Origin of the sequence: Caldicellulosiruptor obsidiansis OB47 (assembly GCF_000145215.1) — a bacterium.
Lineage (GTDB): Bacteria > Bacillota > Thermoanaerobacteria > Caldicellulosiruptorales > Caldicellulosiruptoraceae > Caldicellulosiruptor > Caldicellulosiruptor obsidiansis.
The window spans coordinates 2,365,001-2,388,813 of record NC_014392.1 but is presented as its reverse complement, the minus strand read 5'-3'; the positions used below and the strand labels follow the sequence as shown (position 1 = coordinate 2,388,813).

The following is a 23,813-nucleotide window of genomic DNA, read 5'->3' as shown; positions in this document are numbered from 1 at the left end:
TCATATAGAAATACTTGACATTAACATTAAATTGCTTTATAATTGAAAATGAAAATCAATTTCAAAAACATAGTAAGGAGTTTTTGGTATGGTTCAAGGATTTGTAATTGCTTTTAGAGAGGTTTTTGAGATAATTCTCGTAATTGCTGTGATAATTGGGGTTATTCAAAAGCTTAACCAAAAGGATTTACTAAAGAGTTTGAATATTGGGCTGGTATTAGGGATTGTTTTGAGTGCACTGCTTGGTATTAGTGTATTTGCCTTTTATGAGAGCTTGGAAGAGTCCTTTGAGGGAGTTGAGATAGCATTAAAAGCTTTACTGGTGATTCTAATTACATGGTTTTTAGCTTTAGCTATCAAATATCAGAAAAGGGATTTAAAACAGCAGACTTATGAAAAGGTTATTAATTTCCAAAAATATTCATATGGTATTTTTCTCCTATCTCTTGTAAATGTTTTACGGGAAGGAGCAGAACTGGTAATATTTTCATTGGCTTCATTTTCCAAGGATAAATCCTTAACTTTATTCTACGGGATTGGTTTGGGGATATTTGCAGCTGTACTTTTGGGCTACTTTGTGTTTAAGCTTTCTAATAGAATAAATATAAGACTCTTTTTCATTGCCACAACATTAATTTTGGTGATTGTTTCGTCTGAGGTTTTAAAAGACTTGGTTGAAGAAATTCTTAAAGAAGGGTTAAAAACTCAAAATGAGGTTATTCCTATTGCTTTAAGCTTTGTATATATTTTGGTATTCTTAGTCTTGATGATAAGGTCAAATATGATTTCAAGGCAAAAAACAAAGTAAAGGTTAAATCTTGTAATATTTCCCCCGCAACAAAAATATATTTTTACTGACAAGTCCATTTAAAATTGCGTAGGGGGAAAGATATTTTGATGGATACTGATATCTATAGAGAGATAGCAAAAAGGACAAATGGTGACATTTACATTGGTGTTGTTGGACCTGTCAGAACAGGAAAGTCAACCTTCATAAAAAGATTCATGGACCTTTTTGTAATTCCAAACATTGAAGATGAGTATAAAAAAGAGAGAACAAAGGATGAACTTCCACAAAGCGCCCAGGGCAAAACTATAATGACAACAGAGCCCAAGTTTGTGCCTAATGAAGCTGTTGAAATTTTGCTATCAAGCGGTGCGAGGTTAAAGGTACGTCTTGTTGACTGCGTTGGGTACCTTGTAGAAGGTGCAATGGGACATCTGGAAGAAAATCATCCGCGCATGGTTACAACACCGTGGTTTGAAAAGCCAATCCCGTTTGAAGAGGCAGCAGAGATTGGCACTAAAAAGGTTATCCAGGACCATTCAACAATTGGAATAGTTGTTACAACAGATGGTACTATTACAGATATACCAAGAGAAAACTACATAAAGGCAGAAGAGAGAGTGGTTGAGGAATTAAAACAAATCAACAAACCATTTGTGATTGTTCTCAACACTGCAAAACCTTACTCACCTGACACGCAGGAGCTCAAAAAAGAGCTTGAAGAGAAGTACAAAATGCCAGTTTTAATTGTCAACTGTCTTCAGATGCAGATTGAGGATGTAAAGAGAATTTTAGAGACAGTACTGTTTGAGTTTCCTGTTGTTGAGGTTAAAATCAACCTGCCAAGATGGTTTGAAGAGTTAGAAAACGAGTCCTGGCTCAAAAAAGAGGTTTATGAAAAGATAAAGGACTATGCAGAAAAGCTTGACAAAATAAGAGATATAACAGACCAACTTGAGATTTTGAAACAACATCCCCAGATTGACAGGTGTGAGGTTATAGGGATAAATTTGGGAGATGGAAAAAGTGAACTTTCAATTTATTTTAAAGAAGGGCTTTTGTTCAAGATAATTGAAGAAGCAACCGGGTTTGAAATAAAAGGTGAACATCATCTTGTAAGACTTCTGTGTGACCTTTCACAGATAAAGAAAGAGTATGATAAATTAAAAGATGCTCTTGAAGAAGCAAAAGAAAAGGGATACGGCATTGTTGCACCTGCTTTAGATGAGCTCAAACTTGAGACACCCGAAATAGTCAAGAGAGGAAACAGTTTTGGTGTAAGACTCAAGGCTTCTGCACCATCTTTGCACATTATAAGAGTGGAAGTCGAGACAGAGGTGTCACCAATTGTTGGAACAGAAAAACAGAGCGAAGAGCTTGTGAACTTTTTGATGAAAGAGTTTGAAGATGACCCAAAAAAGATTTGGGAGTCAAACATATTTGGAAAATCGCTTCATGAGCTTGTGAAAGAAGGACTTCAAAATAAGCTTTTAAGGGTACCAGAAGACAGTCAAGAAAAGCTCAGAGAGACTTTGCAGAGGATTATAAACGAAGGAAGTGGAGGATTTATTCTCATAATCCTTTAAAACAAAAAGGTCCAAACGCTTTGTCTGGACCTTTTGTTTTTTAATACCCTCTTGCAAGATAAATGTATCCTTTCTCAACATCACATGCAAGGTTTACACTTTTTGCACTTGATTTTGCAAGCAGGTCATTTGTTGATGCATAACCGATATAAAGAGTATCGTATCTTTCAACATAAGTGTAGTCGTTTGTAGTGCAGATGATCATTGAAGGTGCTTTTCTTGATTTTAAAAGTCTTATGAGTATATCCTTTTCATCTTGCCTGAGACTTTCAAATGGTATGTCTAAAACAACAATCAATGATTTTTTTTCAGCTGATAGATTTTTAATCCTCATCCATTGATAATATGAAAAATCCAAAATCGAACCACTTTTTGTTCTTAAGAATACTATATTGAACTTTTCGTTCTTTTCATATGGTGGATTGTCTTTTTCGAGACTGTAGCATTTCAAATAACTGCCAAGGTTTGATTCTACCTTTTTCTTAATGTCGCTTGGTAGGCTTTCAAAACTCTTTGTCAGGAAAATAACAGACGATTTTGCAAGCTTCTCATCAAACTTTGCAATATACTGGTTTATAGCTTCAACAGGAGGTAGATTTACAATATTGCCCCTCAGATTGTCAATCCAGATGTAACCCTGCGTCTTTTGCGGAATGAGAAGAATATAGTCTAAGGTTTTGTAACTCTCTACATTTAAGGAATAGCTTTTGAAATTGTCGCTTTTAAGCTGCGCAATCTCAACCTCTTTTTGCGTGCCATTTGGCATTTTAAATCCAAGGTAGACTTTGACGTTTTTCGCGCAAAGGTCAAATGAAATTTTACTTATATTTGTAAGGTCAACAGGGGTTTTAAAATCAAGCTTGAAACTTTTGCCTTTTGTTGATGAGACGCTGAAGTATATCTTGTTTGAATATTTTCCCTGTGTCTTGTTCTTTGATGAAAGAAACATCGAAATACCTTTTGGCCAGCTCAAGGCAAGATAATCAAACGACCGTAGAAGCTGTGTAATTTGACCTATCCCAACTGGTATACTGCATTTTAAATCTTTGTAAATAAATGTTACAAAGCCTCGAAAGTTAGATTTTGCTCTAAAAACTCCGTCTTTGAACTCAAAAGCAGGATTTTCTTCTGCTTGAACTTTTCTTGAATCTATCTCTTTAAAGTGACCAAGCTTATCTTTTATATAAAATCTTAACGTTTCAGACTCCCCTGGTAAAAGCCAGAGTTGTTTTTTGTCTGATGTCAAAATTTCTGGTTTGTACACAGAAATCTTTTTTTGGGCAAAAACTTTCTGGTATACATCCTCATACACACAGGATACTGTCACCACGCCATCTTTGTAAGGTGTGAAGATGCCATCTTTTATGTCTATCTCATAAGCATCCTGGTATACTTTCAAATATACAGCGTCATATGTGATTGTGTTGTAGAATCTGTCCTTTGCAAAAACCTTTATAGGATACTCTTCGCCTGCAAAGACCTTGTTAGGACAGTCTATATAAAATGTGGAAATTTTATCATCTCTGTATTTATAAAAAGCTGCTATAGAATCAAAAACTTTTCGGGTCTCGCCTGTACTGTAAAAGGCTTTGAAGTTTCCATCATTGTCCTTTGCAATAAGCTGTGTGGAATACCCGCCATCAAGGTTTATGGCTGTCCATATACCAATTGACTGCAGGAAAAGAGCAAGCTCATTCTGAGTAAGTCCAATACTCTTTCCATTTCGACCGTCAACTGCTACAAGATAGAGGTATCGACCAGTTTTGTCAATGCCAATCGCAGAGCGTGGATGCCTTCCTACAATCTCATGTGTAAAAGCTGGTATATTGCCATCTTTTAACAAAAAGGTATTACCAGATGCTGCAGCTTTTATTTTCTCAAGGGGAATTGAAAGGTCTATCTTGATTTCCACCTTGTCGCCCACTTTGAAGTTTGTTTTTAGGTTTTTTGCATAGTTTCCTGTTGCAGCTAAAAGATATTCATCCTTATCCAAGGCCACAGCTGGAGCTTCTTCTCTGATATCTGTGATAATGCCATCTTTTATGATAAGCTCCACAATTCCCTTGTACTTGTTTCCGATAGTTTTCTGGACATAGTCGCCTGTGAACAAAATAGGGTATGTCAAATCACCTGTGAACTTGTTTATGTGTGCAATCTTGAACTCATAGCCAGAATCCACATTTACAAGTTTGTATGAAAGACCATTTATATAGTCAAAAAGAATTTCATTCGAGTTTGTGTACACAAAAGCCGGAAAGGTATTTTGCTTGATGTTTGGTGAAGATAGAATCTTGCCACCTGATACAGAAATTCCAATTGGCCAGATTTTGTTGTAGTTTGTCTTGGTGTTTGTGTAAAAGAAGTTTGCATTTATTGCAGCAACTGGATTTTTATCAATCTGATTGTACACCATGTTGTAGACAAAATCACCGGTGTTTGCAACGTTTGACTTTAGCACGTCAAAGTCAAATCCACCATCTATAAGGTCAAGCTTTATGCAGTTTATATCCACAAACCCCTCATCTGTCAAAAGTTCGTACTTTTCATAATACGTGCGAGGAGCAATCTGCTGTGTTGTTTTAAATCTCAAGATTTCTGTGTACGGCTTTGCAAATGCTGATAAAACGAGCGACAAAATTGTTGCAAATGACACAAAACCTAAAAACCTTTTCATCATGTAGCTTGCCTCCATTTTTTTGTCGAAAAAGCTCTCAAAAGTTTAGTCTTTTAACCCCCATATATTTCTCTTTATAGCATTAAAGACTAAATCCTTAGTTACAGGGTGAAACTGTTTCAAGCTTTTTACAAACTCTTTTATTCTTTGCCTGTTAGTTTTTCCGTTTGCAGGGCATGGATTTGTGATTACAGGAAGCTCAAGCTTTTTTGCGGCAGATCTCAGCTCATGTTCTTTTACATAAATCATAGGTCGAATTACTGTTATCTGAGTTCTGTCAAGGTATGTCTTTGGCGAAAAACAGTATATTCTTCCTTCGAAAAATAAGCTCAGGAAAAATGTTTCAACCACATCATCTAAGTGATGACCAAGCGCCACCTTGTTGCAACCAAGACTTTTTGCTGTTGAGTTAAGTATTCCACGGCGAAGGTTTGCACAAAGCGAGCAGGGGTTTTCTTCTTTTCTTATGTCAAACACAATCTGTTTTATCTGTGATGGAACAAGGTGAAATTCAACATTTATTTTATCACAAAATTCTTTGATTGGCAAAAAATCCATGCTTTCAAATCCCATGTCAACTGTGATGGCAACAACATCAAACTTTTTGGGGTAAAATCTTCTCATAAAGCTCAAAGTGTAGAGCATGGTAAGGCTGTCTTTTCCGGCAGATACCCCAACCGCTATTTTATCGCCATCTTCTATCATCTCAAAATCTTCTACCGCTTTTCTGACTTTGCTAAAGATATGCTGCATTTTCTTTCTTCCTCCAAATGCTATTATTTTGATTTACATTGTTAGGTATTATTAATTATACCATGCATAGCAGAAAGCAAAGAAGTTAAAAATTTCCTGTGCTCAACCTCTTGACTAAAAACAAAAATGATGTTATCATATAAATGCTGATGGCGGGGTGTAGCTCAGCTTGGTAGAGCACGTGGTTTGGGACCATGGGGCCGGAGGTTCAAGTCCTCTCACCCCGACCATGAGAAGAAAATGGGTATTGACAAAGAAAAGTAGAGTGTGCTAAAATACAAAAGCGTCGGTTTTAAATTTAATTGAAAGCAAAACATGGAGGGGTACCCAAGTGGTCAAAGGGGGCAGACTGTAAATCTGTTGCCGCAGGCTTCGTTGGTTCGAATCCAACCCCCTCCACCATTTATGAAGATAAATGGTGCTGGCGTAGCTCAATCGGTAGAGCAGCCGACTTGTAATCGGCAGGTTGCGGGTTCGAGTCCCATCGCCAGCTCCATTTAATTTAATAAAAAAAGAATAATAGGTGCGCCATTAGCTCAGTTGGTAGAGCAGCTGACTCTTAATCAGCGGGTCTGGGGTTCGAGTCCCTAATGGCGCACCATTTAAATGTGCGCCCATAGCTCAGCTGGATAGAGCAACGGACTTCTAATCCGTAGGTCGGGGGTTCGAATCCTCCTGGGCGCGCCATTTGTTTTAAAGGCTGAGATTGCAAGGGTTTAAAGGCATAAACTAAAAAATGAAAGTACAATTTAAAATGGTAAATCATAACCACCGATCACAGAAAATGTGAGAGGTGGTTTTTATTTTGCTAAAAAAGAAGTGTTGTTAAACTAGATTAGAAACCTGACTTTTGCAGATGGTTGAAATAAAAATAGCCTGCAATCCATCGGTAATAAAGAATTGTAGGCTATTTAACTTTTAGCAAAAAGTCATAGTGAAAAATCGAAACTCATCAAGAATTTTGTGTATCTAATTCATACTTCAATATCGTTGCATTTAATTTTACAACAAACAGTTTAAAAATTTTTTATTTTGTGCTTTAATATTTTTGAACATTTCTTTATGCCCCCTTGTGACTTGGTGCAATTTTTCCAATTTAAAGTTATATTACAAGGGATATTTTTTACTCATTACTGTATTTTATCAATATAGTTATTTTTGATTCGATCAACAGCTCAATAATTTGTGTTTAAGATTAAAATGTAAAACAAATCAAGTAAATTTTTAAAGACAGAAGGAGATGAAAAAGGTGGAAAAAGTAAAAATTGCAGTGCTTGGTTGTGGTAACATTGCGCCAGTTTACCTTAAAAATCTCAAAAGGTTTGGGATATTTGACGTTGTTGCATGCGCAGATGTAGACTTGGACAAAGCAAAGGTTGTAGCCACAGAGTTTTCTGTGCCCAAGGTGCTGGAACCTGACAAAGTGTATGACCTTGATGTGGATATAGTTTTAAATCTTACCCCGCCTCAGCACCACTATGAGATAAACAAAAGGGTTTTGGAAGGTGGGAAGCATCTTTACAGTGAAAAGCCTCTTTGCTCAACGTTAAAGGAAGCCAAAGAAGTTCTGGAGTTGGCTGAAAGGAAAAACCTTAAAGTTGGATGTGCACCTGATACATTTCTTGGTGCGAACATTCAGACAGCAAAAAAACTTATTGAAGATGGATGGATAGGAAGACCCTTTGCTGTAAACTGTTTTATACTCTATGGTGGACCTGAAAAGTGGCATCCAAACCCACATTTTATTTTCAAAAAATACTTAGGTCCTCTTTTTGATGTTGGACCTTATTGCTTGACAGCCCTTGTGTTCTTACTTGGTTCTGTCAAAAAAGTATCTGGTATGGGCATTATAACATACAAAGAAAGACTTATAACTTCTGAGCCCCACAGAGGAGAAAAGATTGAGGTTGAAATGCCAACATATGTGACTGCAAACCTTCTTTTTGACACGGGTGTCATAGGAAATGTTACTGTGTCTTATGATGTGCCTGATACAAACCTGCGGGGGATAGAAATTTATGGCACAGAAGGCACGATAATTGTTCCAGATCCGAACTTTTTCGACCATGGCAGTGTGTATTTAAAAAGGCACAACGACAAAGAATTTACAAAGATGCCAAACATCAATCCGTTCAATTACGACAACATGCGGGGGCTTGGGATACTTGACATGGCACTTTCAATAAAGTTCTCAACACCTCTTAGGGCATCAGGCAGGCTTTCTTATCATGTGCTTGAGAGCCTGTGGGCTATTTATACTTCAACCCAAGAAGGAAAGTTTGTTGATATTGAGAGCATAGCACCTCAAATACCTCTTCTTGATATGGAACTTTTAAGAGAAGTTTTGTATTTATAAATTGTTTTGCACTCTGCTAAAAGTGCTTTTTGTATTCTTCGGCAGAGTGCTTTTTTGTTATATTCTCAAGAAAGCTCAAGTATAAATTATATAGTGACAAAAACTTTAAAGAGGTTAAAAAATGAATATATTCTGGATTATTACAATTATATCTGCTATTTTGTATCAGCTTTTTTTTGGTAATGTAGAAAAACTTACAGAAATTTTATTTTCAGCACCTCAAAAAGCAGCTGATATATTCTTTACTATTTTGCTTTCAATAATGCTCTGGTCGGGATTTTTGAGAGTTGTTCAAGATAGTAACTTTATTGAGATTTTTAAAAAAGTTCTAAGACCTGTTCTTGAAGCTTTATTTAGAACCAAAAACGAAAAGGCGTTAAATTTTATGCTTTTAAATGTTGTTGCTAATATACTTGGGCTTGGTAATGCTGCAACACCGGCAGGTATACTTGCCATGCAGGAACTTTCAAAAGAAGCTAAAAATTCAACAGCCTCTGACGATATGATTTTGTTTGTATTGATAAACACCTGTTCAATTCAGCTAATTCCAACAACTGCGATACTTCTGAGAACTAAATTTTCATCATCTGCTCCCGCAGCCATTACCTTTCCTACACTTTTTGTTTCAATGGCAAGTCTTTTTGTGGGAATAATCCTGTGCAAGGTTTTGGCAAAGGTGTGGAAGTAATGAAAAATATCTCAGATTATTTGATAGTCTCTTTTTTACTTCTGGTAATCCTGTTTGCAGTTTCAAAAAGGATAGATGTGTTCAAAAGCTTTGTAGAAGGTGTGCAAGATGGATTAAAAATCTCAATAAAAATATTTCCAAACATTTTTACACTGATTATAGCTGTTGAGCTTTTTACAAAGACAGGAATTTTGAATGTATTGCAAACTCTCTTGTCTCCTGTCTTGAGCTTTTTTGGGATATACAAAGAAGCGCTTGGTCTTATTATTATAAAACCATTTTCTGGCAGTAGCAGTTTTGCAGTGTTAAAAGATATCTTTGAAAAATACGGTGTTGACTCTGAGATAGGGATATATTCTTCTATAATATGCGCATCAACAGAGACTCTGTTTTATGTTATTGCAACATATCTTGCAGCAACAAACGTGAAAAAGACAAGATATCTTATCCCAGTAGCAGCAGCTGTAGATTTTCTGGTTTTAATAATTGCAGCTGTGATTGTAAAAATTAGCATATAAAAATTAAAAGCCACAGGCAAGAATACCTGCGGCAATTTGAAAGTGTTTCAAATTTTTATGCAACACCTTGGACAAACTTTTTTGCAATCTCTGCGGCAGATGCCGCATCAGGTGCATATCCGTCAGCTCCGATGCTCTTTGCAAAGCTTTCTGTTACAGGTGCACCACCAACTATCACCTTTACCTTATCGCGCAAGCCTTGTTCTTGTAGCTTTTCAATTGTTGTTTTCATGTTTGGCATAGTTGTTGTAAGCAGTGCAGACATTGCAACAACCTGTGGACTATAGTTTTTCACTGCTTCACAGAACTTTTCAGGTGCAACATCCACTCCAAGGTCGATTACCTCAAGCCCTGCACCTGTCATCATCATAGCGACCAGGTTCTTACCTATGTCGTGTAGATCGCCTTTTACAGTGCCAATCACAACCTTGCCAATTGGTTTTACACCTGTCTCTGTCAGGATTGGTTTTAATACCTCCAGCGCAGCTTTCATTGCGCGTGCTGCAATCAATACCTCTGGTACGTAAATCTCATTGTTTTTGAACTTCTCACCCACAACCGACATTGCCTGGATAAGTGCATCGTTTAAGATTGTCTCAGCAGAGATTCCAGAAGATAGAGCTTCTTTTACCTTTTCAGGTGCAAGTTTTGCATTTCCTTTTTGAATAAGCTGTGAAATTTCATTTAAAATTTCCATTTTTAAACCAGCCCCCTTTAAAACTCAGATGTTAATATACTATAACTTCCAAGACCAAATGGCAAGAGCATATATCGTGAAGTAAAGTTTTCAAAATCAATAAAGCTCTGTGGACGTCTGAACAGTTCCTCAAATACATCTGCTTTGTGGTTTGCTTCTATGAGATTAAAGAGTGTGTTTGTTAAAACTATCTCAAGGTCATTTTTGCCCTCAGTTACATGCTCTGTTATGTCAGCTAAAAATGGCTGAGAAAATAGTATGCATGCTTCCTTACCATTTACAAACACCTTAGCGACTGCTGCGCTGACGTTGTTGAGCTTTATATAGACTCTTTTTGAGTTTTCTTTTGTAATTTCAAAAGAGCTTTTTAAGCTCATGGTCCCAACGTAAAAAGGATACCCATCTTTTGTTATATCATAATGACATGGTTTTTTGGGCTCAGTTATAACAAATCTTGTTTCATCCACACAAATAAGAGAAAAATTCCCGATAAGATAGATGGCTTCAACCTCAGTTGGTCTGTGATTTTTAGGGTCTTTTACTCTTTCATGGCAGCCAGGTGCTGTAATGTTGTTTGACTTTCTGCCACTTATCACAATCTCGTTTTTCCCTTGTTTGATAAAAGGTGTAATATCAATCTTGCTGATGTTCACATCCAAAAAGTTATGAGCAAGCGAAAAACTTTCGGTTTTTCTTTCAAATTTGACAGGTTGACCGTTTACAAGAATCATATCAAGGTTCTCTGCACATTCTATTGCTACAAAAAGCTGTGATGGCACTTTTTCCACCTCAAAATAATACGTGGCTTTGAAAGGTGTTCCCTCTGGAAGATTATAAAAATGTTTGTGCCAAACCTGGGAAACATAACAATCTTCAAATACTACCTTTCCATCAACTTCATATTTTATTCTATCAAGTATCAGTGTATTATAGTCTTTAAGCTCTATGTCAAACTCACAGCTACCTGTTCTGTATTCAAAACTATTATCAAATACAACGCCTGAGATGACGTTTTTTGTATTATGCGAAAACTGCTTGTCGGACACCAAAAGACAAAAGCTTGATGCAGGATGCATTGTTGCATCAAGCACAGCAAAGCCATTTTCCCTTTTCAATGTTGGTATATTGAAGATGCCAAAATCTACAAGGTCTGCTGCGAAAACGTTGTTGTCGGTAGGGATTTTTATTGTGATTTCTACTTCTCTTTTGAGGTCTGTGTTTGCCAAAAAGATTATTCTACTTCCGTCATCCAGTTTTCTGCCCTGAAGTATAATCTTTTTAGCGTTTTGACCTGTCTTTTTATCAATCACTTCGATATAAGTTGAAACTTCTTCTTTTAAGATGCTAACAAGGTCATCTATATTTGAAACATTTATAAAATTTTCTTTTAAGGGGATATCGCACTTGCTGCCATCTATCATGCAAAGTTCAAATCTTGAGAACATAAAATCTTTTAGTGAAACTACCTTGCCGCCAGAATTTATAAAATTCTGCAAAAGCTGCATTGTTGTTTTTCTTAAGTTTGTAAGAGGAGGCAAGACAACCACTTTGTAGTTATAACTACCAACTCTGATTTTGCCATTTTCGATTTGTGCATACTTTGATAGTATTATTTCATCGCCAAAGTGAAAATCAATATTGTTTGCTATGAGTTCTTTTACCGTTTTGTCAAGCAAACTGTCCAGCTTGTCTACGCTATCGTCAAACCTGGAATATTCTGCCCACGCAGAGGATATTGGGTGGATGACAAGTACATCAACATCTCTTTTGCCAAGCCCTGCTATATAAGAGATTCTTGCGAGATAGTCTGCAAAGAACTTTTCATCTTCCCACCATGGCTGCTGGTAAAAAAGGTTTGGTGGATAGTCTCTTTTTCTCTCACCTCTCATGGAATACAGGCTAAGATGTGGGTTTATATATGTTACACCAAGCACTGCCTGCCAATCTGATATCCATTTTCTGTGAAGAAAACTCACATGCTGACCTGTTGTCCCAAAGGTTTCGCACAGCACTCCTTTTTTGTCAAGCTGCTCACAGACCGATGATACCTGTTTGATTGTAACTGTCTGCTCTAAATGTCTTGCAAGCTTGTCAATTCCAGGAAGCTGCATATACTCGTAATGGGGCATTGCAGCGCCTATCCATTCAGTCTGACCGCGCATTGTATCTTCCGCCATGTAATGACCTGTCATCATAATACCATTTTCTTCACACCACTTTGCATACGGAATGGTAAAGTTTTCTATGAACATCTCAAGTGCAATGTCAAAAAAGTCAAACCTGACCTTGTGGTAATTGCCAACATTGAAGAAAAGCTCTTCAAAGTGATCTTTTATGTCATATCCTTTTTTCTGCAAAAACCTATCTGGCAGCTTTTCTGTCCATGGCAAAGTAGGGATATCTTTGTAGTGGACTCTTAAATATGTTGGCTCATCGGTGAATATTCCCGGCATTGCATTGCCAAAATATTCTTGGCAAACTTTTTTGTATTCTTCATGTGTGAGATTTATAAACTCCTTTGTAACCTCTTTTGAAAGAAGATCAACATAACAGCTTCCGTTGAACCACTTGTCGCCAAGCCTCATTGTGCGCTTTGCAACAATGTACTTTGTATTTCTGTGGACTAAGCTTGAAAGCACTTCATCATCTTGTTCTACTTGGTCCTCTTTCAAAAGTACTAAAAACTTGTGCCTGTATGAAGGATTTTTAAGAGCAACAGCACCACCTGCAAAACCAGACGGCCATTTGTCCTCATCGTAAATCCATGCAAGCATATTTAACTTTTTTGCATGCTCTATACATTTTTTGACAAGATAAAACCACTCTTTCGAAAGATATTCTGTCACAAGCCCAACCCTTGAGTGCATGAAAAAGCCACCATAACCTTTTTTGTGCATTTCAGTTATCTGGCGCAAAAGCTCTTCCTCTTTTAAATTGTCATTCCAGCTCCAGAAAGGTGCGCACCTGTAAAAGCTATCCGGGTTTTTAAGTTTTTCTAAATCAATCATTTTTGGACTCCTTTCTCAAATCCAAAACCTTTTGAATTTCCTCAGGGCTCAAAACTTGCGGTGTGCCTATCTGGCTTGATAGAAATAAAATCTTTGCCCAGAACTCAACAATCTCGAGTTTGTAAAATGCCATCTCCAAGTCCTTATCGTATGTCAAAACGCCATGATTTGAGAGAAGCACAGCATCATAGTCTTTTACAAAAGGAGCTATAGATTCTGGTACCTCAACTGTTGAAGGTGTTGCAAAGGGTGCAACAGGGATATACCCGCCAAAGATGAAAACTGATTCTGCTAAAATTGGCTTGTCAAGAGGTTTTCTTAAAACTGCAAATATTGTTGCATAAGGTGAATGAGCATGAACACAGGCGCCTATGTCTTCTCTTTCTTTGTAAACTCTGAGGTGCATCTTTATTTCAGACGATGGCTTGTAATTTGTTTTTTCAAGAATTTTTCCTTCCATATCAATTAAAACCAGCATATCTTCGTTCAAAAAACCTTTCGACACACCTGACGGTGTTGTAATGATTTTATCCTTATCGACTCTTACAGAGATGTTTCCATCAGGTCCGCTTATATAACCTCTCTCGTACATGATTCTTCCAATCCTGCATATTTGTGATTTGACAATCTGTATATCTTGCATTTTCTCCACCTTTCTTTAAAATGTATTGTCACCATATTGTGTTGTGTTGATTTTTTGTTCTATTTTATTTTACAATTATTTGATTGATTTGAAAATACCCAAATTTGACCTTTTGAAAAGCTTGAAAATGTTATTTATAAAAATCTTGTGCAAACATTTGCATTACAGATAGAAAAGTGATAAAATAAATTTCAATATTGTATTTCAAAAAATATTTCAAAAGGAGAGTGCACGGTTTGCAGGTTATTCACAATCAGGTTCATGACATTTTTGCTATAAGCAAGGATAGGTTTTATGTGAGACTGTGGGTGCAAAGAGGTTTTTCAAGGAGCGTCACTTTGATATTTTCGGACAGGTATGATTTGGAAGCCCAGAAGGTTAAAATGAATTTTTACATGAAAGTTGGGAATTTTGAAATATATACAGCACAGGTACAAAACAAAACGCCAAGGTTTGCATACAAGTTTTTGATTGAGCTTTTAGATGGAAGTTTTAAGATATTTAACCAGTTTGGACTTGCAGATACCGAAGAAAACCTATATTTTGATGCTTTTCAGTTCCCTTATGCAAATGAGGCAGATATTTTTGAAAAACCTTCTTTTGCAGAGGGTTTGGTTGTCTACGAGATATTTCCCGACAGGTTCAAAAGAGGCAAAAAAGAGGTGCCTTGCCGAAAATTGTTTGATTGGGATTACTGCAGTTGGGATGTTGCGGGTTCTGAAGTTTTTCTTGGTGGTGACTTTGCAGGTATAAGAGAAAAGATAGACTATTTTAAATCTCTTGGAATAAATGCCATTTATCTTACACCAATTTTCAAATCGGTATCCAGCCACCGCTACAACGTGGATGACTATTTTGACGTTGACCCGCTTTTGGGTACAAAAGAAGAATTCAAAGATTTAGTAAAAAGCCTTCACAAAAATGGTATCAGAATAATACTTGACATGGTTTTTAACCACACAGGTGTTGGATTTTTTGCTTTTCAGGATGTCATAAACAAAGGCAAAAATTCTAAGTATTATAGCTGGTACAACATAAGGTCTTTACCTGTTGATGCTCAAAAAGGGAATTATGAGACTTTTGCAGTAAATGTTAGCAGCATGCCGAGGATAAATACTTCAAACAAAGATGTTCAGGACTTCTTTTTGGAGGTTTTAAAGTACTGGCTTTTGGAGTTTGATGTTGACGGCTTCAGGTTTGACGTTGCAAACGAGCTTGACAAAAACTTTATAAGAAGGATAAGAAGAGAGCTAAAAGCCATAAAAAAAGACATTCTTTTAATTGGTGAGGTTATGCACAGAAGCGAAAACTTTTTGATGGGAGATATGTTTGACGGGGTGATGAACTACTTTTCATGGGAGGTTTTTGCAAGGTATTTGTTGGGTAAATATAATGCAGAGGATGCATCAAGGATTTTAGCAGATTACAGGCTAAAATTTAATCCTATACTTTTTTCATGCCAGCTAAACCTTATTGGCAGTCACGATACAGAAAGAGTTTTGACAAGGCTAAATCACAACAGAAAACTTGCAATGCTTGCTGCAGTGTACAACCTCACCTATCAGGGAATTCCTATGATTTACTATGGTGATGAGATTGGAATGGAAGGTGGTCATGATCCTGACTCAAGAAGGGGGATGATATGGGAACAAGAAAAGCAGGATAAGGAGATTTTTCAGCTGTACAAAAGATTGATAGAATTCAAAAGAAAATCTTCAGCCTTAAATAGCGACAATGTTAAGGAGATTTCAATTGATGATGTGCTTTGCTTTGAAAGAAAAGGTGAGAACGAAATTGTGTACGTTCTTTTCAATCCACGCAAAATTTTGCAAAGAGTGAAACTGTGGTCAGAGTTTATTGTTGACAGGGAAATCGAATTTTTCACAACACAACAGAAAATTAAAAATCATTCATGCTATGTTGAAGTTGAGCTAAGCCCCGAGAGTTTTGAGATTGTGATTGTTAAATAAACTATTATGAAAAAGGTTAAAAAAAGTATTGACATGCACAAAAGACAATTATATAATATTCTCAAGAGCAAACGATTGCACACTTTTATTTTAAAGGAGGAAAAAGATTATGAAAAAGCGCGAGCCAATAGGATATGTTTATCTTGCACCGGCTTTGATATCCATGGCAGTGCTGTCTTTCTTCCCTATTGCCATGACAGTATATTATGCATTTACAAACTTTAATCTTAACCATTTGGAAGACTACAAGTTTGTAGGGATTAAGAACTTTGTTGATATCATAACAGGACCTTTTAAGGAAGTATTTGCGCCAACATTTGCATGGACATTTACATTTGCACTTATTACAGTTCTTATCAATTTTGCGGTTGGTCTTTTGCTTGCTGTGCTTCTCAACAACAAGTTTATGAAAGAGACAAATATCTACAGGTCAATTTTAATAATACCGTGGGCTATTCCCGGGACAATTGCTTCTCTGGCATGGCAGGGACTTTTGAACGAGGAGTATGGGGCAATAAACATGCTCTTGAAAACTTTTCATATAAACCCCATACCATGGATGACAGATCCGTTCTGGGCAAAGATAAGTATTTTTATTGTCAACCTGTGGCTTTCGTATCCATTTATGATGAATGCAGCACTTGGTGCTCTTCAGTCAATTCCGCCAGAGCTTTATGAAGTTGCTGAGATAGACGGAGCTGGCTGGTTCACAAAACTATTTAAAATTACAATACCAATGATTGTACCAACAGCACTTCCAATTTTGATTTCATCGTTTGCATATGCTTTCAACAACTTTAACGTTGTGTACCTTGTTACAGGCGGCGGACCTGCAAGACTTGACACTCAGTTTGCTGGGCACACAGACCTTCTTGTCTCAACAACATATAAGCTTACAATGCAGTTTTACAGGTATGATTTAGCATCTGCAATGTCGATCATAATCTTCTTTATTGTGGGGACAATTTCGCTTATCAATATGAAAATTACAAGAGCGTTTGAGGGTGGTGAAAGATAATGGTTGGAAGAGAGTATATGACAAAGCAGGATGCTATTGCTCTTTGGATATCAAGAGTGATTATTTGGATTGCAATAATACTTTCACTGCTTCCAACATGGTTTATCATAGTTGCATCACTATCAAAAGGTGGGGCGTTTTTCCAATCGTCATTTTTCCCAAAAGAGATTACATTTGAAAACTATATAGAACTTTTTAGAAGAAAGAGCAGTCCATCACAAACACTACCTGACTTTGTGATGTGGGTCAAAAATAGCTTGATTGTATGTTTTGGTGTTGCGTTTTTGCAGATTTTCATGACAGCCCCAGCAGCATATGCATTTTCACGAATAAACTTTGTTGGTAGGAAAAATGGACTAAAAGCCCTTTTGATTTTGCAGATGTTCCCGACTTTTATGGCAATGCCGGCAATATACGGTCTTCTGGCAAAATTTAATCTTCTTGACAACCTGGTTGCGCTAATTTTGGTACTTGCAGGTGGTTCAGCTTTCAACATCTGGCTTTTGAAAGGAAACATGGACCAGATACCATATGAGATTGATGAGGCAGCAATAATTGACGGTGCAGGACATTTTCTGATTTTCAGAAAGATTATCCTGCCTCTTACCGCTCCGATGCTTGCTGTGATGTTCATTTGGAGCTTTAATGGTGTGTTCAACGAGTTTTTGCTTTCAAGCTTAGTTCTGCAATCACCCGAGAATGCAACTGTGCCAATTGGTCTAAGAAACTTCATAAACAACCAATTTTCGGCTAACTGGCCAATGTTCTCAGCTGCGTCAATATTGGCGTCACTGCCAATTGTGATTATATACATGGCGCTTCAAAAACAGATTCAAAGCGGTCTTGCAGCAGGTGCTGTCAAGGGTTAATTCTGATTTTGTATTAAAAAATTACTTTGCGAGGAGGAGTCAGTACAATGAAGAAACTTCCAACAGTTGCGTATTTTAGCATGGAATTTGGTCTTGATTCTAATTTTAAAATCTATGCAGGTGGACTTGGAATACTTGCAGGTGACTACCTAAAAGCTGCAAAAGACCTTGGATACCCTGTTGTGGGTGTTGGAATACTGTGGAAGCAAGGGTACAACAAGCAGATTGTAACAGAAGAGTATGGAGTGATTGACGCTTTTCCAATCTACAGATATGACTTTTTAAAAGATACAGGTGTTAAGGTCAAGGTGAGAATTAGAAATAGAGATGTGTACTGCAAGGTGTGGAAGGTAGATAATTTCGGCAACGCAGACCTTTACCTTCTTGACACTGACCTTCCGGAAAATGGTGACAGGTGGATTACAGGACAGCTTTATGGCTGGTTTGGTGAAGAAAGAGTTGCCCAAGAGATGGTTTTAGGGATAGGCGGTGTGAGAGCTTTAAAAGAGCTTGGCATCAAGGTTGATGTGTATCATTTCAATGAAGGGCATGCTGTGTTTGCTGGGCTTGAACTTGTAAGGTATTATATGGAAGAAAAAGGACTTTCATTTGAGCAGGCTTTGGCAAAAGCAAGAGAAAAGATTGTATTTACAACACATACACCAGTTGAGGCAGGGAATGAGACACATCCTTTAAGGCTTCTTATGTACATGGGAGCTAATTTAAACTTAACTGAGGAACAGCTTGTTTATATTGGCGGTGCACCTTTTAACATGACAGTTGCAGCACTTAGACTCGCAAGAATTTCAAATGCTGTATCTGACCTGCATAAAGTAACAGCAAATGCTATGTGGGCAAAAGTTGACAGAAGAAGCGAAATAATTGGTATTACAAATGGTGTTCATGTTGGAACATGGGCAGATAGGAGAATATTAGAGAGCAGGAACAATCCAGAAGAACTTTGGCAAACACATACTCAAATAAAACGTGAACTTTTAGATTTTGTTGAAAAAAGAACAGGTATTAAGTTAAAAGAGGATATTTTAACAATTGGCTTTGCAAGAAGAGCAGCTCCATATAAACGAAGCGACCTTATTTTCAGAGACAAAGAAGCAGCTGACAAGATGTTTAAAAATGATCTTCAGATAATCTTTGCAGGTAAAAGTCACCCGCTTGATGATACCGGTAAAGAGATTGTCAACAACATTATTGCAATGTCTAAAAAGTATCCTGGCAAGGTTGTGTTCTTGGAAGATTATGACATGGAGATTGGCAAAATGCTCACGCGCGGATGCGATATTTGGCTCAACAACCCGCGAAGACCTTTAGAGGCATGCGGAACTTCTGGAATGAAAGCTGCAATGAACGGTGTTTTGAACGTCTCAACCTTGGATGGATGGTGGCCTGAGGCGTGTCAGCATGGAATAAACGGATGGCAGATTGGAGATGGATTTGAGTCGAAAGATGAAAGAGAGCAAGATAGCCACGATCTTAAGAGTTTAGTCAATGTTATGCAAAATGAAGTAATACCAACATACTACAAAAACAGAGATAAATGGGTAAAGATGATGCAAAATAGTATTGAATCTACACTTGAAAAGTTTTCGGCAGAGAGGATGGTAAAAGAGTACTACGAGAAGATGTATATTCAAAAACCCCACAAGGATTGATAGGAGATGGCAACAATAAAAGAAATAGCAAAAGAAGCCAATGTTTCACCATCCACTGTTTCGCGGGTTCTTGCAGGCAGCAACAAAATCAGTCCTGAAACCACCAAGCGTGTTCTTGAGGCGATAAAAAAGCTTGGTTATATTCCAAACGCAAATGCAAAAGGGCTGGTTGTAAAAAGATCTTTTACAGTTGGTGTATTTGTGCCGCGAGAACCCGAGAATGCTTTTTTAAATTCCTTTTTTGATCAGGTAATAACAAGTATATGTACTGTTGTAAATAGTTTTGAATATGATATCCTGCTTGCTATCTCAAACCCTGAAAAGGAAAGAGATCTTTTGAAAAGACTTGTTGAAAGTAAAAAGGTGGATGGCTTTATACTTCTTTCATCAAGGGAGAAAGACCCTGCAATTGAGTATCTAAAAAGCATTGACTTTAAGTTTGTAGTGATTGGAAGACCAGTTGGTTATGAAAACAGTGTAAACTGGGTGGACAATGATAATCAAAAAGCAGGCTTTGAAGCAACCGAGTATCTTATAAGACTGGGACACAAAAAAATTGCATTCATGGGTGGACCAAATGATTTGGTGGTCACGACCGATAGGTTTTCAGGCTACAAGAAAGCTCTTGAAAAATATGGAATACAGCCAAGAAACACATATATAAAATTTGTAAACTATTACAGAAAAAGTTACAAAGAAAGTTCATATGAGATTTTAAATCAAGAGGACAGGCCTACTGCCATTGTGTGCATGGATGATTTGATTGCTGTTGAGGTTTTCAAAGTGGCCGAAAGTTTAAATCTTAAGGTTGGTGAGGACCTTTCGGTTATTGCTTTTAACAACTCAAATGTAAGTGAGATATGTCAGCCGCCTCTTACAACAGTTGACATTAACATTCTTCACCTTGGCAGACTTGCTGCTGAAGTGCTGATGATGGATCTTAGCGAGTCAACAAAGACATACAGAAGAATAATAGTACCACATCAAATTGTTGAAAGAAACTCATGCGTAAAAATTCCATTGTTATAATGATTGCATTACAATGAAATTAAATTTATTGATAAAGTCAAAAATTTTTTCTCTCTCTTGACTTTTTTAGAGAGAAATATATAATGTTATTATCAAACGTTTGCACATTTAAATAAACTTAAGGGAGGTTGTTTTGATTATGAAAAATCTAAAGAGAATCTTGACAGTAGCGCTAATAATTGCTTTTGCGGTGGTAGCTTTAATACCGCTGAGTGGAGTATTTGCAACATCCAAAAAACAACTTGTTGTATGGTCACATCTTACTCAAGATGAGGTAAAGGCTTTGCAACCAATTGCAGACAAGTGGGGAAAAGCAAACGGATACACTGTAAAAGTAATCACTGACCAGGGTTCATTCCAGAGCTTCCAGACAGCTGCAATGAGTGGAAAAGGTCCAGACATTATGTTTGGTATTCCACATGACAATCTTGGTGCTTTCTGGAAAGCAAAGCTTTTGGAGCCTGTTCCAGCAAATCTCATTGACAAGAAAAACTTTGTATCAACTGCACTTGATGCATGTACGTTTGAAGGTAAACTCTATGCTCTTCCAATTGCTATGGAGACGTATGCACTTTTTTACAATACATCAAAAGTAAAAGAGGCTCCAAAGACAATGAGTCAGCTCATCACATTAGCAAAGAAACACGGGTTTATGTACGATGTTAATAACTTCTATTTCAGCTTTGCGTTCATCGCTCAAAATGGTGGATATGTGTTCAAGAACAAGGGTGGTTCGCTTGATCCAAACGATATCGGACTTGCAACAAATGGTGCAATAAAAGGACTTTCATTGATAAGAGACTTTGTTTTGACATACAAGTTCATGCAAAAGGACATCAAAGGTGATATTGCAAAAGGTAATTTCCAGAACCAGAAGATTGCTTTTTACATCAGCGGTCCATGGGATGTTCAGGACTTTATAAAGGCAAAAGTACCATTTGCAGTAGCACCGCTACCAAAGACAGATGATGGTAAACCAACACCTTCATTTGTTGGTGTTCAGGCAGCATTCGTTTCAGCAAAGTCTAAAAACAAAGATGCAGCATTTAAACTTGCAAAATATCTTGTAGAAAATTCAGCTTTGACCTTGTTCAAAGTTGGGCACAGAATTCCTGTGTTAAATAGTGTTCTTGCAAGCAGCGAGGTTAAAGCAGACAAAATAATGAGTGCATTTGCAGAACAGGCAAAGGTAGGAATACCAATGCCAAACATTCCAGAAATGTCTGCTGTTTGGACACCGGCTGGCAATGCACTCTCGCTTATAACAACAGGTAAAGCAACACCAAAGCAAGCAGCAGATGCTATGGTAAAACAGATAAAGCAGGGTATTGCTCAGATGCAATAAAGTATGTGAAGGGCATTGAAAATTAAGTAACTTAAAGGTTGCGAAAGGGCAGCAGAAAAAATTCTGCTGCCCTTTTTGTTTTCATCATAAAAAAGTCCATATTTGCAAAATGAAATACCAATAAACTCAAATAAAGAATATGGTATAATGAAGTCAAAAGCAAAAGCATCAAAAAAAATAATAAAAAAGCTTGTCTGAAAGACAAGGGGGAAAAACTGATGGAAAGAACAATAAAGAATAAATTCACATCAGGCAAATTGACTAACAGAGAAAGATTTAGAAGAGTTATGCATTATCAGAACGTAGACAGAATACCTAATTTTGAGTTTGGCTACTGGGACGAAACACTTCCGACTTGGCATTCTCAAGGTCTTCCTCCGGAGATAGATAATGAAGAAAAGGCTTATAAATTTTTTGGTATAGATTCCTATAAATATATTCCAATAAAAAATGGACTTATTCCGCAGTTTGAAGAAAAGGAGATGATAAATGTGCAAAGTCCACCAGCGCCTCTTTTTAGAGACCCAATCTATGACGGCGCAGCAGACCCCGCCATCGTATATAATCACCTTGGAAAATATTGGTAGATTTTTTATACAAACAGAAGAGCAAACATGAAACTTCCGGGCAAAGCATTCATGCATGGGACAGATATAGGGATTGCTGAGTCAAAGGATGGTGGTAGAACATGGCTTTATAGAGGTGCTATAGACATTCAATATGGCAGGGGCAGAAATACCTTTTGGGCACCTGAGGTGATATTCTATGAAGGGGAATACCATATGTATGTAAGTTTTGTACCTGGTGTTCCACAGGATTGGAATGCAGACAGATACATTTTGTACTACAAAAGCAAGAATCTGTGGGACTTGGAGTTTATCTGCAAGCCTGAACTGTCCTCAAATAAGGTTATTGACGCATGCGTTTTTCATATGCCGGATGGAACTTTTAGGATGTGGTACAAGGATGAAGCAGACCATTCATACATATATGTAGCAGAGAGTACCAATCTAAAAGATTGGAAGATTTTAGGACCAGCTTTAACTGACAGACCTCTTATATATTCTACTTTACACATCCTGAAGGAATGGAAGGTACAGAAGAGTTTTGGAAAGACAATAGATATTGGAGAACATCTCTTCAGGTTGCAAAGCTTGAATATGTGGATGGCAAAATTGTATGTGACAGGGATAAAGAATTCGATTTTTATCAAAAATTTAGCAAGAAGACTCCCACCTCTTTAAGGTGGGAGATGAATTGCTAAAAGTATGATACAATATTTTTGGGTGATTTCAGATGTACAAAACACAGAAAAATCATATAAGATGTGACAAACAAACATACAAACTTCTGCGTATGTTATGTCACTTTTCTAAAAACTTGTACAACTATGCTTTGTATCATATAAGGCAACACTATTTTAAAACTCAGGAATATCTGCCATATGAAAGCATATATCATCTTGTGAAGGAAAACGAAAATTACAGACTTTTGCCTTCTCAGGTTGCCCAGCAAACTCTTATTTCTGTGGACGAAGCTTTTAAATCTTTTTTAAGTCTTTTGAAAGCTAAAAAAGAAGGGAGAATAGATAAAAAAATTTCAATACCGACATACCTGCCAAAGGAAGGGATGTACCAGATTGTTTTTCCTAAAGACCAGTTCAAGGTAGAAGGGAATAAACTGAGACTCAGTCTTGGCAGAAATTTCTACAAGGAATTTGGAGTAAGGTATTTGTATTTTGACCTGCCACAAAACATTAGAGGCAAAAAGATAAAAGAAGTCAGGATAGTGCCAAGGTTTCATGGCAAATGGTTTGAGATTGAGTATGTGTATGAAGAAGAAGAACAGAATTATAATCTTGATAAAAGCAGGTACTTATCAATAGATTTAGGTCTTGACAATTTTGCAGCAGTAGTTGATACCATCGGGACTGCCTTTTTAATAGAAGGCAGGTATATAAAATCAGTCAACCGATGGTATAACAAACAAAAGGCAAGACTCCAGTCGATATATAGCAAGCAAAATATTAAATACGGCAAAAAACTTGCTCGGATTTGTCTTAGAAGACAGCATATAATTGACAACTTTTTGAATCAAGCTGTCAATTATATAATCAAGCATTGTCTGAACAATCAAATAGGTACAGTAGTTATTGGGGAAATGAAAGATATAAAGCAGAAAATAAATCTTGGGGTTGTAAAC

The 23,813-nt window shown here is 37.0% G+C and carries 17 protein-coding genes, 5 tRNA genes and 1 pseudogene (1 of these 23 cut by a window edge); 18 read left to right on the top strand and 5 right to left on the bottom strand.

Annotated features, from left to right (window positions below; all coding sequences use genetic code 11):
- The first annotated feature begins 88 nt into the window (after positions 1-88).
- Together COB47_RS11105 and spoIVA are read left to right on the top strand one after the other, a co-directional pair.
- Positions 89-808: an FTR1 family protein gene (locus tag COB47_RS11105; protein WP_013291442.1), complete on the top strand. Its 720-nt coding sequence runs from the start codon at positions 89-91 to the stop codon at positions 806-808.
- 89 nt (positions 809-897) lie between these two features.
- The gene (spoIVA, locus tag COB47_RS11100; RefSeq protein WP_013291441.1) at positions 898-2,373 is read left to right on the top strand and encodes a stage IV sporulation protein A; all 1,476 of its coding nucleotides are present in this window, start codon (positions 898-900) and stop codon (positions 2,371-2,373) included.
- Positions 2,374-2,413: 40 nt separating this feature from the next.
- On the opposite strand, the gene COB47_RS11095 is transcribed toward spoIVA, so the two are convergent.
- Both COB47_RS11095 and COB47_RS11090 read right to left on the bottom strand, forming a co-directional pair.
- Positions 2,414-5,047: a phosphodiester glycosidase family protein gene (locus COB47_RS11095; protein ID WP_041742837.1), complete on the bottom strand. Its 2,634-nt coding sequence runs from the start codon at positions 5,045-5,047 to the stop codon at positions 2,414-2,416.
- A gap of 45 nt (positions 5,048-5,092) precedes the next feature.
- A complete protein-coding gene (locus tag COB47_RS11090; RefSeq protein ID WP_013291439.1) occupies positions 5,093-5,800 on the bottom strand; it encodes a tRNA 2-thiocytidine(32) synthetase TtcA in 708 nt (235 codons plus the stop codon).
- A gap of 153 nt (positions 5,801-5,953) precedes the next feature.
- On the opposite strand from COB47_RS11090, the gene COB47_RS11085 reads away from it, so the two are divergent.
- From COB47_RS11085 to COB47_RS11050, 8 genes are all read left to right on the top strand, one after another.
- A tRNA-Pro gene (locus COB47_RS11085) sits at positions 5,954-6,030 on the top strand.
- Between the two features lie 87 nt (positions 6,031-6,117).
- Positions 6,118-6,202: transfer RNA gene (locus COB47_RS11080), tRNA-Tyr, on the top strand.
- An 18-nt stretch (positions 6,203-6,220) separates the two neighbouring features.
- Positions 6,221-6,296, top strand: a tRNA-Thr gene (locus COB47_RS11075).
- A 29-nt stretch (positions 6,297-6,325) separates the two neighbouring features.
- A tRNA-Lys gene (locus COB47_RS11070) sits at positions 6,326-6,401 on the top strand.
- Positions 6,402-6,410: 9 nt separating this feature from the next.
- Positions 6,411-6,487, top strand: a tRNA-Arg gene (locus tag COB47_RS11065).
- 562 nt (positions 6,488-7,049) lie between these two features.
- A complete protein-coding gene (locus COB47_RS11060; protein ID WP_013291438.1) occupies positions 7,050-8,156 on the top strand; it encodes a Gfo/Idh/MocA family protein in 1,107 nt (368 codons plus the stop codon).
- Between the two features lie 121 nt (positions 8,157-8,277).
- Entirely contained in the window at positions 8,278-8,844 is a 567-nt protein-coding gene (locus COB47_RS11055) for a nucleoside recognition domain-containing protein (RefSeq protein ID WP_013291437.1), read from the top strand.
- Positions 8,844-9,362: a nucleoside recognition domain-containing protein gene (locus COB47_RS11050; RefSeq protein ID WP_013291436.1), complete on the top strand. Its 519-nt coding sequence runs from the start codon at positions 8,844-8,846 to the stop codon at positions 9,360-9,362. Before COB47_RS11055 ends, COB47_RS11050 begins: the two co-directional genes overlap by 1 nt.
- A 55-nt stretch (positions 9,363-9,417) precedes the next feature.
- Here COB47_RS11050 and COB47_RS11045 read toward each other — a convergent pair whose 3' ends face one another.
- Genes COB47_RS11045 through COB47_RS11035 form a run of 3 tightly spaced genes read right to left on the bottom strand, consistent with a single transcriptional unit; the run spans position 9,418 to position 13,710 of the window.
- Positions 9,418-10,059 carry a cobalamin B12-binding domain-containing protein gene (locus tag COB47_RS11045; RefSeq protein ID WP_013291435.1) on the bottom strand — a complete coding sequence of 214 codons (642 nt, stop codon included), beginning with the start codon at positions 10,057-10,059 and terminating at the stop codon, positions 9,418-9,420.
- A 17-nt stretch (positions 10,060-10,076) separates the two neighbouring features.
- Complete coding sequence (locus COB47_RS11040) at positions 10,077-13,067, bottom strand: alpha-L-rhamnosidase (protein ID WP_013291434.1); 2,991 nt, start codon at positions 13,065-13,067, stop codon at positions 10,077-10,079.
- Entirely contained in the window at positions 13,060-13,710 is a 651-nt protein-coding gene (locus tag COB47_RS11035) for a class II aldolase/adducin family protein (RefSeq protein WP_013291433.1), read from the bottom strand. The genes COB47_RS11040 and COB47_RS11035 overlap by 8 nt, the downstream gene beginning before the upstream one ends.
- Before the next feature lie 236 nt (positions 13,711-13,946).
- On the opposite strand from COB47_RS11035, the gene COB47_RS11030 reads away from it, so the two are divergent.
- The 8 genes and pseudogenes from COB47_RS11030 to COB47_RS10995 form a co-directional block, all read left to right on the top strand.
- A complete protein-coding gene (locus COB47_RS11030; protein ID WP_013291432.1) occupies positions 13,947-15,680 on the top strand; it encodes a glycoside hydrolase family 13 protein in 1,734 nt (577 codons plus the stop codon).
- 109 nt (positions 15,681-15,789) lie between these two features.
- On the top strand, positions 15,790-16,698 hold the full coding sequence (locus COB47_RS11025; RefSeq protein WP_013291431.1) for a carbohydrate ABC transporter permease: 909 nt from the start codon (positions 15,790-15,792) through the stop codon (positions 16,696-16,698).
- On the top strand, positions 16,698-17,567 hold the full coding sequence (locus tag COB47_RS11020; protein ID WP_013291430.1) for a sugar ABC transporter permease: 870 nt from the start codon (positions 16,698-16,700) through the stop codon (positions 17,565-17,567). Before COB47_RS11025 ends, COB47_RS11020 begins: the two co-directional genes overlap by 1 nt.
- A 47-nt stretch (positions 17,568-17,614) precedes the next feature.
- Positions 17,615-19,237, top strand: a complete 1,623-nt coding sequence (glgP, locus tag COB47_RS11015) for an alpha-glucan family phosphorylase (RefSeq protein ID WP_013291429.1) — start codon at positions 17,615-17,617, stop codon at positions 19,235-19,237.
- A 6-nt stretch (positions 19,238-19,243) separates the two neighbouring features.
- Positions 19,244-20,266: a LacI family DNA-binding transcriptional regulator gene (locus COB47_RS11010; RefSeq protein ID WP_013291428.1), complete on the top strand. Its 1,023-nt coding sequence runs from the start codon at positions 19,244-19,246 to the stop codon at positions 20,264-20,266.
- A gap of 139 nt (positions 20,267-20,405) precedes the next feature.
- The gene (locus COB47_RS11005; RefSeq protein WP_013291427.1) at positions 20,406-21,611 is read left to right on the top strand and encodes a sugar ABC transporter substrate-binding protein; all 1,206 of its coding nucleotides are present in this window, start codon (positions 20,406-20,408) and stop codon (positions 21,609-21,611) included.
- A gap of 482 nt (positions 21,612-22,093) precedes the next feature.
- A pseudogene (locus COB47_RS11000) lies at positions 22,094-22,875 on the top strand (glycosyl hydrolase).
- A gap of 32 nt (positions 22,876-22,907) precedes the next feature.
- Positions 22,908-23,813: the 5' portion of an RNA-guided endonuclease InsQ/TnpB family protein gene (locus COB47_RS10995; RefSeq protein ID WP_013291426.1), read on the top strand. The gene runs 312 nt beyond the window's last position; 906 of the gene's 1,218 nt are visible here — the first part of the coding sequence; the start codon lies at positions 22,908-22,910; its stop codon lies beyond the right edge, outside the window.

Coding starts and splice junctions, on each gene's coding strand:
- COB47_RS11105 (WP_013291442.1), top strand. CDS start 89: ATGGTTCAAGGATTTGTAATTGCTTTTAGAGAGGTTTTTGAGATAATT.
- spoIVA (WP_013291441.1), top strand. CDS start 898: ATGGATACTGATATCTATAGAGAGATAGCAAAAAGGACAAATGGTGAC.
- COB47_RS11095 (WP_041742837.1), bottom strand. CDS start 5,047: ATGAAAAGGTTTTTAGGTTTTGTGTCATTTGCAACAATTTTGTCGCTC.
- COB47_RS11090 (WP_013291439.1), bottom strand. CDS start 5,800: ATGCAGCATATCTTTAGCAAAGTCAGAAAAGCGGTAGAAGATTTTGAG.
- COB47_RS11055 (WP_013291437.1), top strand. CDS start 8,278: ATGAATATATTCTGGATTATTACAATTATATCTGCTATTTTGTATCAG.
- COB47_RS11050 (WP_013291436.1), top strand. CDS start 8,844: ATGAAAAATATCTCAGATTATTTGATAGTCTCTTTTTTACTTCTGGTA.
- COB47_RS11045 (WP_013291435.1), bottom strand. CDS start 10,059: ATGGAAATTTTAAATGAAATTTCACAGCTTATTCAAAAAGGAAATGCA.
- COB47_RS11040 (WP_013291434.1), bottom strand. CDS start 13,067: ATGATTGATTTAGAAAAACTTAAAAACCCGGATAGCTTTTACAGGTGC.
- COB47_RS11035 (WP_013291433.1), bottom strand. CDS start 13,710: ATGCAAGATATACAGATTGTCAAATCACAAATATGCAGGATTGGAAGA.
- COB47_RS11025 (WP_013291431.1), top strand. CDS start 15,790: ATGAAAAAGCGCGAGCCAATAGGATATGTTTATCTTGCACCGGCTTTG.
- COB47_RS11020 (WP_013291430.1), top strand. CDS start 16,698: ATGGTTGGAAGAGAGTATATGACAAAGCAGGATGCTATTGCTCTTTGG.
- glgP (WP_013291429.1), top strand. CDS start 17,615: ATGAAGAAACTTCCAACAGTTGCGTATTTTAGCATGGAATTTGGTCTT.
- COB47_RS11010 (WP_013291428.1), top strand. CDS start 19,244: ATGGCAACAATAAAAGAAATAGCAAAAGAAGCCAATGTTTCACCATCC.
- COB47_RS11005 (WP_013291427.1), top strand. CDS start 20,406: ATGAAAAATCTAAAGAGAATCTTGACAGTAGCGCTAATAATTGCTTTT.